Source organism: Micromonospora sp. ZG13 (assembly GCF_059359355.1).
In genome coordinates this window covers 418,706-433,391 of the sequence record NZ_JCADBQ010000005.1, presented here as the reverse complement: position 1 = coordinate 433,391, position 14,686 = coordinate 418,706, and the positions used below count along the sequence as shown (strand labels likewise).

Below are 14,686 nucleotides of genomic sequence, written 5' to 3'. Positions count from 1 at the left end.
CGTGGCGCCGCGCGTGGTCGTCGTCGAGGCCGACGGCGGGTCCCGGGGCAACCCCGGCCCGGCCGGCTACGGCGCGGTGGTCCGCGACCAGGACACCGGTGAGGTGCTGGCCGAGCGGAGCGAGTCGATCGGCGTCGCCACCAACAACGTCGCCGAGTACCGGGGGCTGATCGCCGGGCTGGAGGCCGCCGCCGAGCTGGGCGCCGCCGAGGTCGAGGCCAGGATGGACTCGAAGCTGGTGGTCGAGCAGATGTGCGGCCGCTGGCAGATCAAGCACCCCGGGCTGCGCCCGCTCGCCGCGCAGGCCGCCGGGCTGGCGAGCCGCTTCGCCGCCGTCCGCTACCAGTGGATTCCCCGCGACCGCAACCGGCACGCCGACGCCCTCGCCAACGCCGCCATGGACGCCGCCGCCGGCAAGGCGCCGGCCCGGGCCGCCGTCGCGCCGCCGCGCGTCGTGGAGCCGCCGCGTGAGGTCGCCGCCCCCGACTCGCCGGCCCGGGCGAGGGCCCGCGAGGTGGCGGCCCGCGCCGCGTCGGCGACGACCACCGGCACCGACCCGGCCACCGCGCCCGCCTCCTGGGAGCCGCGGCCGAGCTTCACCGCCACCCGGCTCGTCCTGGTGCGGCACGGCGAGACCGCGTACACCGAGCAGCGCCGCTACTCCGGCCGCGGCGACGTGCCGCTGTCGGAGCGCGGCCGGGCCCAGGTCCGGGCCACGGCCGCCCGGGTGGCCCGGCTGGCCCCGACCGTCGCGGCCGTGGTCAGCTCGCCCCTGTCCCGGTGTACGGCGACCGCCGAGGCGATCGCCGGTGCGCTCGGCGGTGTGCCGGTGCGCCGCGAGGACGACCTCGTCGAGTGCGACTTCGGGGCCTGGGAGGGGCGCACCTTCGCCGAGGTCCGCCAGGAGTGGCCGGGCGAGATGGACGCGTGGCTCGCCTCGACCCGGGTGGCCCCGCCGGGCGGCGAGTCGTTCGCCGACGTCGCCGAGCGCTGCCGTCGCGCCGTCGACGGGCTGTGCCGGGCGTACCCCGGGGAGACCGTGGTGGTGGTCTCGCACGTCTCGCCGATCAAGCTGGTGCTGCGCGACGCCCTCGCGGCCGGTGACGGCTTCCTGCACCGGCTCTTCCTGGATGCGGCCGGCATCTCGGTGCTCGACACGTGGCCCGACGGCGGCGTCGCCGTCCGTGCGGTCAACGACACCGCCCACCTCGCCGAGATCTGAGCCCGGAGCCGTCCGTCCGGCCGCCCGGCGCGGCCGTTCGGCGCATCCCGTCCGCCGTTCGGCGCAGCATCCTCCTCCCATCGAACGTGACCCCCGTCACAGGGTCGTAGCCTCCGGCCGTCATCAGTGCCGATCTACGACACGCGGAGGTATGTCGCCATGGCCGCACCCGAACCGGAGGCGCCCACCGCGGCGCGGTCCCGGGCGAAGGACCACAGCCCCTGGAACTGGTTGCTCTTCATCCCCATCGTGGTGCCCCTGATCCCCGTCTTCTTCAACGCGGACTCGCCCCGGTTCCTCGGCTTCCCGCGCTTCTACTGGCTCCAGCTCGCCTACATCCTGCTCGGCGTGGCCACCACCACGCTGGTGTACCAGATGACGAAGAAGCGGGCCGGCGGCCCGTCGGAGGAGCCGGCCGGTACGGATGCGGGTGGCCGCTGATGTGGCGCGACCACCTCACCGAGATCATCGTCTTCTCGGTGCTCTTCCTGCTGGTCAGCGCGATGGGGTTCGTGGCGGCCCGGTGGCGGGCCCCGAAGGACATGGCCCACCTGGACGAGTGGGGACTGGGCGGGCGCAACTTCGGCGGCTGGATCACCTGGTTCCTGGTCGGCGGTGACCTCTACACCGCGTACACCTTCGTGGCGGTGCCGGCGCTGATGTTCGGTGCCGGCGCGGCCGGCTTCTTCGCCGTCCCGTACACCATCGTCATCTACCCGCTGGTGTTCCTGGTGCTGTGCCGGCTCTGGTCGGTCTCGCACCGGCACGGCTTCGTCACCCCGGCGGACTTCGTCCGCAAGCGGTTCGACTCGCCGGTGCTGGCGCTGCTCGTGGCGATCACCGGCATCGTGGCGACGATGCCGTACATCGCGTTGCAACTGGTCGGCATCGAGGCGGTGCTCAAGACCATGGGGGTGACCGGCGAGAGCACCCTGGCCCGGCACCTGCCGATCATCGTGGCGTTCGCGATCCTCGCCGCGTACACGTACCAGTCGGGGCTGCGCGCGCCGGCGCTGATCGCGTTCGTCAAGGACACGCTGATCTACATCGTGATCCTGGTGGCGGTGCTCTACCTGCCGTACAAGCTGGGTGGCTGGGGCGAGATCTTCGACGCGGCGGACGCGAAGTTCGACGCGTCACCGAACCCCAACGACGGGGTGCTGCTGAACGCCAACAACCAGCTCCAGTACGTCACGCTGGCGTTCGGCTCGGCGCTGGCGCTGTTCCTCTACCCGCACAGCATCACCGGGGTGCTGGCCAGCCGGAACCGCGACGTGATCAAGCGGAACATGTCGGCGCTGCCCGCGTACAGCCTGCTGCTCGGGCTCATCGCGCTGCTCGGCTTCATGGCCATCGCCGCCGGGGTGAAGCCGCTGCCCGGGTCGAAGGAGGGCACCGTGGACAGCAACACGGTGGTGCCGGTCCTGTTCGACCAGCAGTTCCCCGACTGGTTCGCCGGCGTCGCGTACGCGGCCATCGGCATCGGCGCGTTGGTGCCGGCGGCGATCATGTCGATCGCGGCGGCGAACCTGTTCACCCGCAACATCTACAAGGAGTACCTGAAGCGCGACGCCAGCCCCGCGCAGGAGGCGAACGTCTCCAAGATCACCTCGCTGGTGGTGAAGGTCGGCGCGGTCGCCTGCATCGTCTTCCTCGACCCGCAGTTCTCCATCGACCTCCAGCTCATCGGCGGCGTGATCATCCTCCAGACGCTGCCGGCGGTCGCCCTGGGCCTCTACACCCGCTGGTTCCACCGGGGCGCGCTGATCGGCGGCTGGATCGCGGGCATGGGGCTGGGCATGTGGATGCTCTACCAGATCCCGAACGCCGCGACCGGCCGCAAGCACTTCGGCGGCTCGGCGTTCCCGCTGGCCGACTTCGGCTTCGACACCCCGAAGACGATCTACGTCGGAATCGTGGCCGTGCTGGTCAACCTCGTGGTCGCGGCGCTGCTCACGGTGGTGCTGCGGGCGGCGAAGGTGCGCGACGGCGGCGACGGCACCACGTCGGACGACTACTTCGCCGACGAGGGCGACCCGCGCGTCGTGCCCGGCCCGCGCCGCGACGCCGACGCCGCCCCGGAACCGGTCGCCTGAGCCCATCGGGGACCGCGTCGCCCCCGGCCCCCTGCGGCCGGGGGCGACGCGGGGTACGTTCCCTCTCGGGCGAGCCGTGCGGCCGCGCGCCGGTGGCTACACAGCCGGGCGTACGACGAGGCGAACCCGGCCACGCGGTGGCGGACCGCCTTCCTGGACGTCGAGCACCGGACGCTCTTCTTCACGCGACCGGATCCGGACGGGTACGGGCCTGCCACCGTCGGGCCTGGGCACCCGGATATTCCACCCCGTCGCTACGCCGGCTCGACGGGCAGCCAGAGCTCGCGGGTCGCGGTGCTGAGGTCGTCCGTCGGCTCGGGCACCGCGACGATCTCCGGGCCCGGCCGCAGCCGCCACGGGTTGAAGGGAAACCACTCGGCTGCGGCTGCGGACCAGGTCTTCTGCAGGGTCTGCGGATGCGGCCCCACGGCCCGGATGACCACCCAGCGGCCCGCCGGGACCTCGATGACCTCGAGATCGCCCCGGACCGGCGTGCTCGGGGACACGGCGACCCCGTGCAGGTAGGTCAGCTCGCTGCCTTCGTCGTAGTCCGCGTCGAAGCCATCGAAGACCGCGAGCAGGCCGCTCGGCTCAGTGTCGCCGAGTGCCTTCAGGCGCAGGTGCTCCTCTGCCGGCAGCGCGGCGATGTGCTGCTGGATGTACGGGTTGACGCCCTGGTGGATCAGTGGAACCCGGGCAGCGTGCCCCACGAGCCGGAACGCGGGACGGTCGACGATGCGGGTTTCCATGCGTTCGCTCCCTTCGGCAGTTGGGCGGAACCTGAATCTGAAGTGCTGTGCGACAGTGCCTCCGTATCGTGACCGGCTCTGTTGCGGCACACCCGACGGAAGCGGAGCGGAAAGTGTCGGATGATCGGGATCGGTGCCGCCACACGATGGGGGCATGGACGACACGACACTGGTATCCCGCTTCCTTCGCGACGGCTTCGTGAAGTTGGCGGGCGCCGTCGCACCGCGCGTGGCCGCGGACTGCGCGCGGCTGCTGTGGCGGGAGACGGGCTGCGACCCGGACGACCCAGCCACCTGGACGCAGCCCGTGCACTGGGTGCCCGGCATGGCGCAGGGGCCGTTCGCCGCCGCACCCAATTCACCGTTCCTCCACCACGCGTACGACCTGCTCGTCGGCGCGGGACGCTGGGAGCCGCGTTACTCGCTGGGCACGTTCCCGTTGCGCTTCCCGCACCAGGACGAGCCGGACGACGTGGGCTGGCATATCGAGGGCAGCTATCTACCGGAGGGTGCAAGCTGGTACTTCACGAATGTTCGCTCCCGGGGCAGGGCGCTGCTGTTGCTGTGCCTGTTCAGCGAGGTCGGTGCGGAGGACGCCCCGACCCGGATCCGGGTCGGCTCACACCTCGACGTGCCGAAGGTGCTGGAGAAGTACGGGGAGGACGGGGCGAGCGGGCTGGACCTCGCGCCCGAGTTGGTGGCGGCGTCCGACCACCGGCCACTCGCCCTGGCCACCGGGTCCCCGGGCGATGTCTTCCTGTGCCATCCGTTCCTGGTGCACGCGGCGCAACCGCACCACGGGACGCGGCCGCGCTTCATGGCCCAGCCGCCGCTGATGCCGGCCGCGCCGTACGAACTGGAACGGGCCGACGGTGCGTACTCGCCCGTGGAGATCGCGATTCGCCGAGGACTCGGGCAGGACACCCTCGTTCCTGAGGTACGGGGGAGACGGGGACAACGGTGAGGGTGCGGGTGAGTGGCCGCAATGCGCGATTCCAGCAGTGGGAGGCTCTGCTCCGCAATCGGACCAAGCGGCAGCGTCGCGGCGAGTTCCTCGTACAGGGCGTGCGCCCGATCGCCATGGCCATCGAACACGGCTGGCAGGTCCGAGAGCTGCTCTACGACGCCGACGTCCAGCTGTCCGGCTGGGCACGCAAGGCCCTGGACACCGTCAGGGCCGAGAGGTTCGCCGTCTCCCGTGAACTGATGCACGAGCTGGGCGGCAAGGCGGACACGGTTCCGGAGCTGCTGGCCGTGGTCGCGCTGCCGGAGGACGACCTGTGCCGCATCCCGGCCGGGCCGACCATGCTCACCGTCGTGTTCGACCGGCCCACCAGCCCTGGCAACATCGGAACGCTCATCCGGTCTGCAGACGCCTTCGGCGCGTCCGGCGTCATCGTTACCGGCCATGCCGCCGATGTGTACGACCCGAAGACGGTGCGGGCGAGCACCGGCTCGCTGTTCTCTCTGCCCGTGGTCCGGGCGCCCTCACACCAGGCCGTGCTGTCCTGGGTCGCCGACGTGCGCGCCGACGGCGTCGGCATCGGCATCGTGGGTGCCGATGAGCACGGCGCACTGGATGCCGCCGAGTACGACTTCACGCAACCCACGCTGACCCTGATCGGCAACGAGACCACCGGTCTCAGCGTCGGCTGGCGTGAGGCCTGCGACCAGCTCGTCCGGGTCCCGATGTCCGGGGCCGCCAGCTCGCTGAACGCGGCGGCCGCCGCGACCGTCGTGCTCTACGAGTCGGCACGTCAGCGCAGCGCTGCCGCCCGCCGGTAGCGCACTGATCACACTGGTGGGCTGATCACCCTGGGCCGCGTTTCAGAGGCTGGGCGGCGCGGTGACAGCCCGTAGTTCATCCCCGTGCTGGCCGGTATCCGGGTGCCCAGGCCCGACGGTGGCAGGCCGCGTACCCGACCATCCCGACCAAGGCCGATCAGGCGGCCAGCCGGCGGAGGAAGGGTTCCAAGGGCGGCCGGCCCCCGGTCTTCGACCCGATCACCTACCCGCAGAGGCGCGCCGTGGCTCAGCGCAGCGCGCGCCAGAGCAGGTAGAGCCCGATCGACGTGCCGAAGACCACGATCAGCACCTTGAGCACCACCGACGGCAGCCGGCGCACCAGCCGCGCGCCGGCGTACCCGCCGACCAGCGTCGCCGGCGCGACCACCGCGACGGCCGCCCAGTTCACCGGCCCGAACAGCGCGAACACCACGAGGGTGGTCAGCCCGACCAGGGCGGAGAGCAGGTTCTTGAGCGCGGTCACCCGCGCCAGCGTCGCGTCCAGCACCAGGGCCAGTCCCGCCACCAGCATCACCCCGAGCGCCGCGCCGAAGTAGCCGCCGTACACCGCGCCGACTGCGACCATGGCCTGCACGGTGACCGTACGGCGGCGCGGCGGCAGGTCGCGCGGATGCCCGACCAGCCGGCGCAGCGGATCCTGGAACGCCAGCACCGCCGTGGCCCCGAGCACCAGGAACGGCACCACCAGCTCGAACGCCCGGGCCGGGGTGGCCAGCAGCAGCAGGGCGCCGGCGATCGTACCGACGATGGCGGTGGGCACCAGCGCCGCCAGCGTCCGCCGGGGCGGCAGATCCTGCCGACTGCCCGCCACGCTCGCCACGTACCCCGGGAAGACCGCCACCGAATTGCTCACGTTGGCCGGCACCGGCGGCAGGCCCACGGCGATCATCGCCGGGAACGTGATGAGGGACCCTCCGCCGGCCACCGCGTTGACCGTGCCCGCGGCGAGCCCGGCGGCGAGCAGCAGCGCGGCGTCGGAGACATCCATGGTCACCAGAGGCTAGTACGCGCCCACGGCGCGACGGGTGGCCGGTCGGCCCGGGGCGGCAATAGACGCGGCCGTGGCGTCGTTAGGATGGGTGCGCGACGGACGAGTCGACCGGGCGGTCGCGTCGGCGGGCCCCGGCCCGCCGCCGAGGAACGTCCGGACTCCACAGGGCAGGGTGGTTGCTAACGGCAACCCGGGGCGACCCGCGGGACAGTGCCACAGAAAACAGACCGCCGGCCCCATCGGGGACGGTAAGGGTGAAACGGTGGGGTAAGAGCCCACCAGCACCCCGGGTGACCGGGGTGGCTCGGTAAACCCCACCCGGAGCAAGGCCAAGAAAGGGCCGTCGACCAGCAGGACGACGACCCGCGCAGACGCTTGAGGGCGGCCCGCCCGATGTCTGCGGGTAGGCCGCTCGAGCCTGCCGGCAACGGCAGGCCTAGATGGATGGCCGCCGCCGGCGCGAGCCCCTCGGGGCGCGTGCCGGTCACAGAATCCGGCGTACAGGTCGCCTCGTCCGTCGCCCACCAGCTCAGAGCCGCGATCAGGCTCTGATCTGGTTCTACGTCCGGCTGTCGATGGTCGTCATAAATCAATTTGGCCGGCGTGCTAACTCGCACTGAGGGCCTGGACGGCGGATTCGCGGGCTTCTGCGCGGTGCCATCGGCTGTTGCGACCCGTCGGCTTCCATGCCGCCGTGCCATCGACTGCCTTCAGCGCAGGTAGGCCAGTTCATCGATGATCTGGGGTGGTTCGGTCAGGAAGATCTCGACAGGCACGGGACCATGGGCGATGTTCAGCGTGTCCAGGCGATAGAGCCAGTCTCCGGTGCAGTGACTGGTGAAGCGGTAGTTGATCTGCCAGCGCACCCACTGGCCTCGGGCGAGGCGTACGGCTGGAGGGCGGCGGTGTCGGCGGGGCATGCCCCAAGCCGTCGGGACCAGCTCGACGCGGACCCGCTCTTCGGCGTAACGGAGCTGGACGGCTTCACAGGAAGGTGCACCGACGCGCAGGGAGGGGCGTGGTTGGAACCCGTCGCGCTCGTGCATCGTGACTTCGTGGGTGAGGGGTAAGCGGTTCTCTGGCAGCGCGAACGCCATAGGCAGGGCGTTGCGGCGGGCGGCGTGGGGGCCTCCACGTGACTGCTTGGTCCAGGAGACGCGGACCCACTGAGCGACGATGTCCACCCGGTGGATGCTTCAGGCCGCCTGATCGCCTGGCAATCCGATACCGCTTCCTCAGGGAACCAGCCCTCACGGTCGGCGACACGAGCGCGTAGCGCGGCCTGGCCGAGCCGCCGGCGATGGGCTGCCACGCCGCGTAGCGGTTGGATCGCGGCAGATCCGGACGTCTGCGCGTCCCCTTCGGCTTGTCGAGCTTGTCCTATCCCTGTGCTCTACTCCCGTCATGCAGGTTGTCGTCACGGGCGCACTCGTTGAAAACGGCGCGGTCCTGCTGGTGCACCGCAGGCCGACCAAACGGGTATACCCAGATGTCTGGGATCTGCCCGGGGGGCTGGTCGAAGCGGGTGAGTCGGAACTACAAGCCCTCGCGCGTGAGATGCACGAGGAGCTCGGTGTTCACATCGCGGCGGAGTCCGCTTCACGGTTGGGCGTCTTGCATACCGGCAGTGGTGAGGATGCCGTTCACGTGGGCGTCTGGCACATCGGAGACTGGGTTGGCTCTCCGACCAACCGTGCACCTGACGAGCATGACGACATCGCATGGGTCGGGATCAGCGAGTTGGGCGGCCTTCCCCTCGTGCATGGCGTCTTGGCGGCAATGGTCCGTTCTCTGCCTGAGTTTGAGCACCGAGGAGTCAAGGCTGGCTGTCGTGCATGTACTGGGACGGATTCGTCAAGCATCAGGCACGCCGACCCCGGGACCGCGCCGGTGTCGTGCGGCTACGCGACGAACCGGCCGGTGCTGCCAAGCCCCGCAACTCGATCGGATCGGTCATGGTCGTGACGGTAGTGCCGCTGACGGCCACGCGCGGCCCGGCCGCCGGTCCCGAGCTTGCTTCTCCACACCCGAGAGCTCATATAGTCGTGCGGTGAACGTCGAGCAGGTTCGTCAGGCGTACGGCTCGGTCGCGGAGCTCTACATCGAGCTGTTCGGCACGAGTCAGCAGGTGGACCCCGGCGACCTGGCCTTCATCGGCCGGCATCTGGCCGGCCGGCCCGGCCCGGTGCTCGATCTGGGCTGCGGGCCCGGCCACATCACCGGCTACCTGCGTTCGCTGGGCGTCGACGCGACGGGCATCGACATCGTCCCCGAGTTCATCGCCCACGCGCGGGCGGCCCACCCGGACGGTCGGTATCGGCTCGGGTCGATGCGCGACCTCGACGTCGTCGACCACTCCGTCGCCGGCATCCTGGCCTGGTACTCGGTGATCCACGTACCGCCGCAGGATCTCGACGGCGTGCTCGCCGACTTCCGGCGGGCGATGTCCCCGGCCGGGACGTTGGTGCTCGGCTTCTTCGACGGCGAAGAGGTGGCCGCGTTCGACCACAAGGTCGTGACCGCCTACCGGTGGCCCGTCGACGAGGTCTCCGAGCGACTGACGCGAGCCGGCTTCAAGGAGGTCGAGCGCGTACGGCGGCCCAGCGATGGCACTCATCGGCCGCACGCCGCCATCGCGGCAACCGCCACCGAAGGGTGAGCGCACCCGTGCTCGATCGGCGGCGTGACCGCTGCCCGTCGGCTGAGAGGCGCGTACCGAAGCGCCTGCCCTGGGCGGCTGGCCCCTAGGACGCCTGGCGGACGGGCGTGTCGGCCAGCCAGACGTCGGCCAGGTCGCTGAGGGGAATGTCGAGGGCCTGGCTGAGGCCGACCACGGTGCCGAACGCCGGTGCGGGGAGGCGGCCCGCCTCGATCTTGCGCAGAGTCTCGGGGGAGATGCCGGCTGCCAGGGCCACCTCGACGAGGCTGCGGCCGGCCCGCGCGGCCCGCAGGGCGCCTCCGAGGCGCTGGCCCGCGGCGATCTGTTCGGCGGTGAGTGGTTGGCGAACCATGCCAGCAGGATATCCCTCCGGGACGCCCCGACCAGGCGTGGTATAAAAATACCGGTATAGAAATACCGTACGTGGAGGGGGAGGCTGTCGTGATCGAGCTCAAGTCCGCCGAGGAGATCGGCCGGATGGCGGTGGCCGGCCAGTTCGTCGGCGAGTTGCTCGCCGAGTTGGGTGGTGTCGCCGCGGTTGGCGTCAACCTGATGGACCTTGAACACCACGCCCGTCGCCGGATCGCCGAGCGCGGCGCCGAATCCTGCTACTGGGACTACGCGCCGTCGTTCGGCCGGGGCCCGTTCCGCAACGTGCTGTGCCTGTCGGTCAACGACGCGGTGCTGCACGGCCTGCCGCACGACTACGTGCTGCGCGACGGCGACCTGCTCAGCATCGACATGGCGCTCGGCATCGACGGCTGGAACGCCGACTCCGCGCTCTCCGTCGTCGTCGGCACCCCCGACCCGGCCGACCTGAAGCTGATCGAGGCCACCGAGGTTGCCCTGGAGGCCGGCATCGCCGCCGCCCAGCCCGGCGGCCGCCTCGGCGACATCTCCGCCGCGATCGGCGCGGTCGCCCACTCCTACGGCTACAGCGTCAACGGCGAGTTCGGCGGCCACGGCATCGGGCGCACCATGCACGAGGCCCCGCACGTCGCCAACAGCGGCCGCGCCGGCCGTGGCATGAAACTGCAACCCGGCCTCACCGTCGCCATCGAGCCCTGGTTCTGCCGCTCCACCAACAAGATCAAGTTCGACGGGGACGGCTGGACGATCCGCTCCGCCGACGGCTCCCGCACCGCCCACTCCGAACACACGGTCGCCGTCACCGCCTCCGGCCCCCAGGTCCTGACCCGCCGTCCCACTGACGGCGGCACCCCGGCCGACCCCACCATGAGGCCGGCCTCAGCCTGCTGACCACTGCCTGCCGTCGGGGCGACTCAGGGCATTCCGGGCCTGCCTTGGCCGAGAAGGGTGCGCGGATCATGACGGCGGCGCGCAACGTCGGCTCGCTGCCGCGCCAGCTTCCGGTTCCGCCCCCGGCCCGCAGCCCCGATCAAGAGCGTCGCCGGATTCGAGATCCCTGATGACTGGGTACTGTCGCGGTATGGAATCGGCCCCTCTGGCGTCGGGTCGAGACGCTGACGTCTTCGTCATCGACGATCGACGCGTCCTCCGCCGTTACCGCGAGGGTGGGGACGTTGCGGCTGAGGCCGTAGTCATGGCGTACGTGGCGAGTCTTGGCTTCCCTGTGCCCACGGTCCACCGGGCACAAGGGGCCGATCTCGTCATGGAACGACTGGACGGGCCCACCATGCTGTCGGCATTCCTCGCCGGCGAGCTCGACGCCGTGGAAACGGCCAGTTGCCTGGCGGATCTGCATCACCGACTGCACGCGTTGCCGCCCCGGCTCAGCGACGGCGGGGACGTCCGGATCCTGCACCTCGACCTGCACCCGGAGAACGTCATGCTGACGTCACGCGGGCCGGTCGTGATCGACTGGCGCAACGCGGCCGAGGGGCCGGCAGACCTCGACGTCGCGCTCACCGCGGTCATCCTCGCCCAGGTGGCCGTCGAGGGGGCGCATCCTCTGGCGTCGTCGGCCGCGACCCTGCTGGACGCCTTCCTGGAATGCGTCGGCGGCAGTGCGCTGACCGCGCTGGACCAGGCCGTAGCCAGACGGCGGACCGATCCGGCACTCACCGGCACTGAGCGGGAGCGGCTCGACGCCGCTGCCGCTCTCATCACTGGTCGCCGGTGAAGCCGGCAGCCGAGAGGCGCTGACGGGCAGCGCCGGAAGCTGCCGCGAGCAACGGGAGGGCGCCGCCGACGAGGCGTACGGTCGCACGTCCGCCTGCGATCGGTCGCCGCACCCCGGTCGGTCGGGAGCATAGGATCCGGCAATGATCGACGAGTCGTTGGATCACGGCGCGCCGCCCGATGGGCGGGAGCCGCTGCGACGGCCGCCCGCGATCGTCGTGAGCACGCTGCTGCTGGCGTTCTGGTGGGCGTACACGCTCGCCGTGGACGTCGCGCTGCTCGGCGAGGTCGGTGGCGTCGGGAACTGGTTCGCCCTGGTCTGTTGCACCGGTGCGGTCGCAGTCGTGCTCCGTGGGCTCTGGCGCGGCGGCCCGACGGCGTGGCGGGTGGTGCACAGGTTCGCCGCGCCGGTCGCCCTCGCGTTCCTGACCGGGGCCGGAATCATGCTGCTCTTCGGACCGCGCCTCGGGTCGCTGATCACGGCTCCGGTCGATCCGGCCCTCATCGCGGCGCTGGCGGGCGGGCTGTTGGCGGTACTGGCGCTGGCGGCGAGCGGACTCCTGGTCCGCACCACGCCGGCCCGTGCCTGGTGCGGCCGCCGCTGAGGCCTCGAACCGCGTAGCGACGTCGCCCCTCAGGCGCACCGTCACGGTCAGTCCCGGCGGGGCCCGTCCGGACGGCCGGCGGGACCGACCGATCCGGGCACAGCATGTCGGGTCGGGCACCCTCCCGCGCGCCTAGCGTTGCTGATCGGAAAGGGAAGGAGAACCGGGTGCTGGAGCGGCTCAACCAGGCCATGGAGCACATCGAGCGGCACCTCGACCAGCAGATCGAGGTGGCCGAGCTGGCGCGGATCGCGGTGACGTCGGAGTACCACTTCCGCCGGCTCTTCTCCGCGCTGGCAGGCGTGGGCCTGTCCGAGTACGTCCGGCGTCGGCGGCTCACCGTCGCCGGCGGGGAGGTGCTCGCGGGAAGACGGACGCTGCTCGACATCGCCGTCCGCTACGGCTACGGCTCCACCGAGGCGTTCGCCCGGGCGTTCCACGCCGTGCACGGCGTGGGCCCCGGCGAGGCCAGGCGTACGGGGGCGGCGCTGCGCTCCCAGCCCCGGATGTCCTTCCGACTCGTCGTCGAAGGGAGCAGCAGCATGCGATACCGGATCGTGCAGAAGGACGGGTTCCAGCTGGTGGGCCGCAAGGCCCGGGTGCCGCTGGTGCACGAGGGGATGAACCCGGCGATCGTCGCCTTCGTCAAGGGCATCCCCCCGGAGACCGTACGCCGGATCGAGGCCCTGTCCGACCAGGAGCCGCAGGGCATCGTCAACGTCAGCGCCAACGTGGCCGACGGTCGGGCGGAGGGCACCGAGCTGGACTACTGGTACGGCGTGGTGACGGGCGCGGACGCGCCGGAGGACCTGGACGCGCTGGCCGTGCCGGCGGGCGCCTGGGCGGTCTTCGAGACCTCCGGGGCGTTCCCGCAGGCGGTGCAGTACCTGTGGCGCGACGTGTTCACCCAGTGGTTCCCGTCCAACCCGTACCGCAGCCGGCCGGGGCCGGAGATCTCCCGCACCCGCCTGTCGGCGGACGGCACGGAGGCCGACGCGGAACTCTGGATCCCGGTGGAGCCCGTCACCGGCTGATCTCGTCCAGCACCCGGCGCTGGAAGGCGCGGGCCTCGGGTCCGCTCGGCGGGGGCCCGCCGGCCCGCGCCGCGATCGACCGTTCGATCACGCCCACGGCCCCGCCGTCACCGATCACGCCCACGGCCCCGCCGTCACCGGCCGCGTAGGCGGGTTGCCCGGCGGCGGTCGGTGCGGCCAGCCGGGCGTCGGCGACCAGCCGGCGGCCGGCGTCGACCTTCGACAGCCAGACGCCGTGGCGGACCCTGACCAGGGAGCGGCAGGCACCGAGCACCGCGTCCTCGGCCCCCGGGGCGGGACCGTCGCCGGGCGGGGTCGGCAGCGCCAGCCACCAGCGCAGCGCGTCGGTCAGCAGGCGACGCAGGTCGGCGGGGGAGAGGTCGGCGAAGGCCTCGGCCGCAGGCGGCCCGAGCAGGGCGAGCCCGCTCTGGTGCAGGATGCTGCGGTCCAGGCCGTACCAGAACAGGCCGTCCTCGACGGGCCGGTCGGCGGCGGCCCACGTCGCCCGGAACGGCATCCGCGCGCCGGTGTTCAGCTCGACCTCGAAACCAGGCTCCGGCGTGCCGGAGCGGGCGACCTCCCGTCGGTAGACGACCAGCTCCAGCCCACGCGCGGGGCAGGGCAGCGCCTCGTGCCGCAGCCGTGCCACCAGCTCCCGCCTGCGCCCGGCGTCGAGGGCGTCGGCGCAGACCAGCGCGACGTCGACGTCGCTGCGCCCCGGTTGGTACGCGCCCAGCCCGACCGAGCCGGCCGCGTACGCCCCGACGAGGTCGTCGCCGAGGACGTCGCGGGCGGCGGCGACCAGGTCGGTGAGGTAGCGGCGCAGGGGCGGGTCGAGGTCATTCATCGGACTCGGCCCAGGCCGTCCCGGCGGGCAGGAACCAGGCGGTCGGCTCCGCGTCGAGGGCGTGCGCGACGGTCAGCCGGGCGTGCCGGTCCAGCGGGGGCAGCCGGTCCGGGTGGAACCACTCCACGGCCACCGACTCGTCGTCGTTGACCCGGGCGGTGCCGGCGACCAGCCGGCAGTGGAAGCCGAGGTTGAAGAACTCGCAGCGGTCGCCGTTGGGATAGGTGTGCGGATGCGACACGACGCTGCTCAGGCGGACCGGCTCGACCTCCAGGCCCGTCTCCTCCCGCACCTCGCGCACCACCGCCGTGGCCGGCTGCTCGCCCGGCTCGACGATGCCGCTGACCACCGACCAGCGCCCGTCGTCGGCGCGCCTGCCGAGCAGCAGTTCGCCGGCGTCGTTGCGCACCACCGCGCTCACGCTCGGCAACAGCAGCAGGTCGTGGCCGACGCGTTCGCGCAGCCGCAGGATGTGGTCCGGAACGCCCATCCGGCGACCCTAACCGGCCCCGGGACGGCGGAGCGGGCCGCGTCGCCCCGACAGGCTGATCTCCCGGGCCGCCCGCGCGTACTC

General features: G+C 71.9%; 17 protein-coding genes and 1 other RNA gene. 12 read left to right on the top strand and 6 right to left on the bottom strand.

The window, feature by feature from the left end:
* The first annotated feature begins 1 nt into the window (after position 1).
* The 3 genes from AC5L34_RS14750 to mctP all read left to right on the top strand — a co-directional run bounded on the left by AC5L34_RS14750 (position 2) and on the right by mctP (position 3,318).
* Positions 2 to 1,222 (top strand): bifunctional RNase H/acid phosphatase, encoded by a 1,221-nt coding sequence (locus tag AC5L34_RS14750; RefSeq protein WP_441174990.1) that lies wholly within the window; start codon positions 2 to 4, stop codon positions 1,220 to 1,222.
* A gap of 159 nt (positions 1,223 to 1,381) precedes the next feature.
* Complete coding sequence (locus AC5L34_RS14745) at positions 1,382 to 1,663, top strand: DUF3311 domain-containing protein (RefSeq protein WP_101412130.1); 282 nt, start codon at positions 1,382 to 1,384, stop codon at positions 1,661 to 1,663.
* Positions 1,663 to 3,318: a monocarboxylate uptake permease MctP gene (gene mctP / locus AC5L34_RS14740; protein ID WP_494825331.1), complete on the top strand. Its 1,656-nt coding sequence runs from the start codon at positions 1,663 to 1,665 to the stop codon at positions 3,316 to 3,318. The genes AC5L34_RS14745 and mctP overlap by 1 nt, the downstream gene beginning before the upstream one ends.
* A gap of 254 nt (positions 3,319 to 3,572) precedes the next feature.
* Here the strand turns inward: mctP and AC5L34_RS14735 are convergent, their stop codons facing one another.
* Entirely contained in the window at positions 3,573 to 4,067 is a 495-nt protein-coding gene (locus AC5L34_RS14735; protein WP_494825330.1) for a GyrI-like domain-containing protein, read from the bottom strand.
* Positions 4,068 to 4,221: 154 nt separating this feature from the next.
* Here AC5L34_RS14735 and AC5L34_RS14730 point away from each other — a divergent pair, with 154 nt between their 5' ends.
* Together AC5L34_RS14730 and AC5L34_RS14725 are read left to right on the top strand one after the other, a co-directional pair.
* Entirely contained in the window at positions 4,222 to 5,031 is an 810-nt protein-coding gene (locus tag AC5L34_RS14730) for a phytanoyl-CoA dioxygenase family protein (protein WP_494825329.1), read from the top strand.
* Positions 5,028 to 5,852: a TrmH family RNA methyltransferase gene (locus AC5L34_RS14725; protein WP_494825328.1), complete on the top strand. Its 825-nt coding sequence runs from the start codon at positions 5,028 to 5,030 to the stop codon at positions 5,850 to 5,852. Before AC5L34_RS14730 ends, AC5L34_RS14725 begins: the two co-directional genes overlap by 4 nt.
* A 247-nt stretch (positions 5,853 to 6,099) precedes the next feature.
* On the opposite strand, the gene AC5L34_RS14720 is transcribed toward AC5L34_RS14725, so the two are convergent.
* Positions 6,100 to 6,861, bottom strand: coding sequence for a sulfite exporter TauE/SafE family protein (locus tag AC5L34_RS14720; protein WP_441174986.1), 762 nt, complete (start codon positions 6,859 to 6,861; stop codon positions 6,100 to 6,102).
* Positions 6,862 to 6,964: 103 nt separating this feature from the next.
* Between AC5L34_RS14720 and rnpB the strand changes: the two genes are divergently transcribed.
* An RNA gene (gene rnpB / locus AC5L34_RS14715) (RNase P RNA component class A) lies at positions 6,965 to 7,381 on the top strand.
* A gap of 193 nt (positions 7,382 to 7,574) precedes the next feature.
* Here the strand turns inward: rnpB and AC5L34_RS14710 are convergent.
* Complete coding sequence (locus AC5L34_RS14710) at positions 7,575 to 8,048, bottom strand: hypothetical protein (RefSeq protein WP_441174973.1); 474 nt, start codon at positions 8,046 to 8,048, stop codon at positions 7,575 to 7,577.
* Between the two features lie 220 nt (positions 8,049 to 8,268).
* Between AC5L34_RS14710 and AC5L34_RS14705 the strand changes: the two genes are divergently transcribed.
* Both AC5L34_RS14705 and AC5L34_RS14700 read left to right on the top strand, forming a co-directional pair.
* Positions 8,269 to 8,829, top strand: a complete 561-nt coding sequence (locus AC5L34_RS14705) for an NUDIX domain-containing protein (RefSeq protein WP_441174972.1) — start codon at positions 8,269 to 8,271, stop codon at positions 8,827 to 8,829.
* Positions 8,830 to 8,914: 85 nt separating this feature from the next.
* Positions 8,915 to 9,523, top strand: a complete 609-nt coding sequence (locus AC5L34_RS14700) for a class I SAM-dependent DNA methyltransferase (RefSeq protein ID WP_441174971.1) — start codon at positions 8,915 to 8,917, stop codon at positions 9,521 to 9,523.
* A gap of 85 nt (positions 9,524 to 9,608) precedes the next feature.
* Here AC5L34_RS14700 and AC5L34_RS14695 read toward each other — a convergent pair whose 3' ends face one another.
* Positions 9,609 to 9,875, bottom strand: a complete 267-nt coding sequence (locus AC5L34_RS14695) for a helix-turn-helix domain-containing protein (RefSeq protein ID WP_357659457.1) — start codon at positions 9,873 to 9,875, stop codon at positions 9,609 to 9,611.
* 89 nt (positions 9,876 to 9,964) lie between these two features.
* On the opposite strand from AC5L34_RS14695, the gene map reads away from it, so the two are divergent.
* From map to AC5L34_RS14675, 4 genes are all read left to right on the top strand, one after another.
* Entirely contained in the window at positions 9,965 to 10,783 is an 819-nt protein-coding gene (gene map, locus AC5L34_RS14690; RefSeq protein ID WP_441174970.1) for a type I methionyl aminopeptidase, read from the top strand.
* A 169-nt stretch (positions 10,784 to 10,952) separates the two neighbouring features.
* The gene (locus AC5L34_RS14685) at positions 10,953 to 11,627 is read left to right on the top strand and encodes a phosphotransferase (RefSeq protein ID WP_441174969.1); all 675 of its coding nucleotides are present in this window, start codon (positions 10,953 to 10,955) and stop codon (positions 11,625 to 11,627) included.
* Between the two features lie 142 nt (positions 11,628 to 11,769).
* A complete protein-coding gene (locus tag AC5L34_RS14680; RefSeq protein WP_441174968.1) occupies positions 11,770 to 12,231 on the top strand; it encodes a hypothetical protein in 462 nt (153 codons plus the stop codon).
* Between the two features lie 167 nt (positions 12,232 to 12,398).
* A complete protein-coding gene (locus AC5L34_RS14675) occupies positions 12,399 to 13,265 on the top strand; it encodes an AraC family transcriptional regulator (RefSeq protein ID WP_088999097.1) in 867 nt (288 codons plus the stop codon).
* Here the strand turns inward: AC5L34_RS14675 and AC5L34_RS14670 are convergent.
* On the bottom strand, positions 13,255 to 14,112 hold the full coding sequence (locus AC5L34_RS14670; protein WP_441174967.1) for a nucleotidyltransferase domain-containing protein: 858 nt from the start codon (positions 14,110 to 14,112) through the stop codon (positions 13,255 to 13,257). The two genes, AC5L34_RS14675 and AC5L34_RS14670, sit on opposite strands and share 11 nt — an antisense overlap.
* Entirely contained in the window at positions 14,105 to 14,602 is a 498-nt protein-coding gene (locus AC5L34_RS14665; protein WP_441174966.1) for an NUDIX hydrolase, read from the bottom strand. Before AC5L34_RS14665 ends, AC5L34_RS14670 begins: the two co-directional genes overlap by 8 nt.
* Positions 14,603 to 14,686 lie beyond the last annotated feature (84 nt).

Excerpts from the sequence above, each read along its gene's own strand:
- AC5L34_RS14745 (WP_101412130.1), top strand. The coding sequence starts at position 1,382 with ATGGCCGCACCCGAACCGGAGGCGCCCACCGCGGCGCGGTCCCGGGCG.
- mctP (WP_494825331.1), top strand. The coding sequence starts at position 1,663 with ATGTGGCGCGACCACCTCACCGAGATCATCGTCTTCTCGGTGCTCTTC.
- AC5L34_RS14735 (WP_494825330.1), bottom strand. The coding sequence starts at position 4,067 with ATGGAAACCCGCATCGTCGACCGTCCCGCGTTCCGGCTCGTGGGGCAC.
- AC5L34_RS14730 (WP_494825329.1), top strand. The coding sequence starts at position 4,222 with ATGGACGACACGACACTGGTATCCCGCTTCCTTCGCGACGGCTTCGTG.
- AC5L34_RS14720 (WP_441174986.1), bottom strand. The coding sequence starts at position 6,861 with ATGGATGTCTCCGACGCCGCGCTGCTGCTCGCCGCCGGGCTCGCCGCG.
- AC5L34_RS14705 (WP_441174972.1), top strand. The coding sequence starts at position 8,269 with ATGCAGGTTGTCGTCACGGGCGCACTCGTTGAAAACGGCGCGGTCCTG.
- AC5L34_RS14695 (WP_357659457.1), bottom strand. The coding sequence starts at position 9,875 with ATGGTTCGCCAACCACTCACCGCCGAACAGATCGCCGCGGGCCAGCGC.
- AC5L34_RS14685 (WP_441174969.1), top strand. The coding sequence starts at position 10,953 with ATGACTGGGTACTGTCGCGGTATGGAATCGGCCCCTCTGGCGTCGGGT.
- AC5L34_RS14680 (WP_441174968.1), top strand. The coding sequence starts at position 11,770 with ATGATCGACGAGTCGTTGGATCACGGCGCGCCGCCCGATGGGCGGGAG.
- AC5L34_RS14670 (WP_441174967.1), bottom strand. The coding sequence starts at position 14,112 with ATGAATGACCTCGACCCGCCCCTGCGCCGCTACCTCACCGACCTGGTC.
- AC5L34_RS14665 (WP_441174966.1), bottom strand. The coding sequence starts at position 14,602 with ATGGGCGTTCCGGACCACATCCTGCGGCTGCGCGAACGCGTCGGCCAC.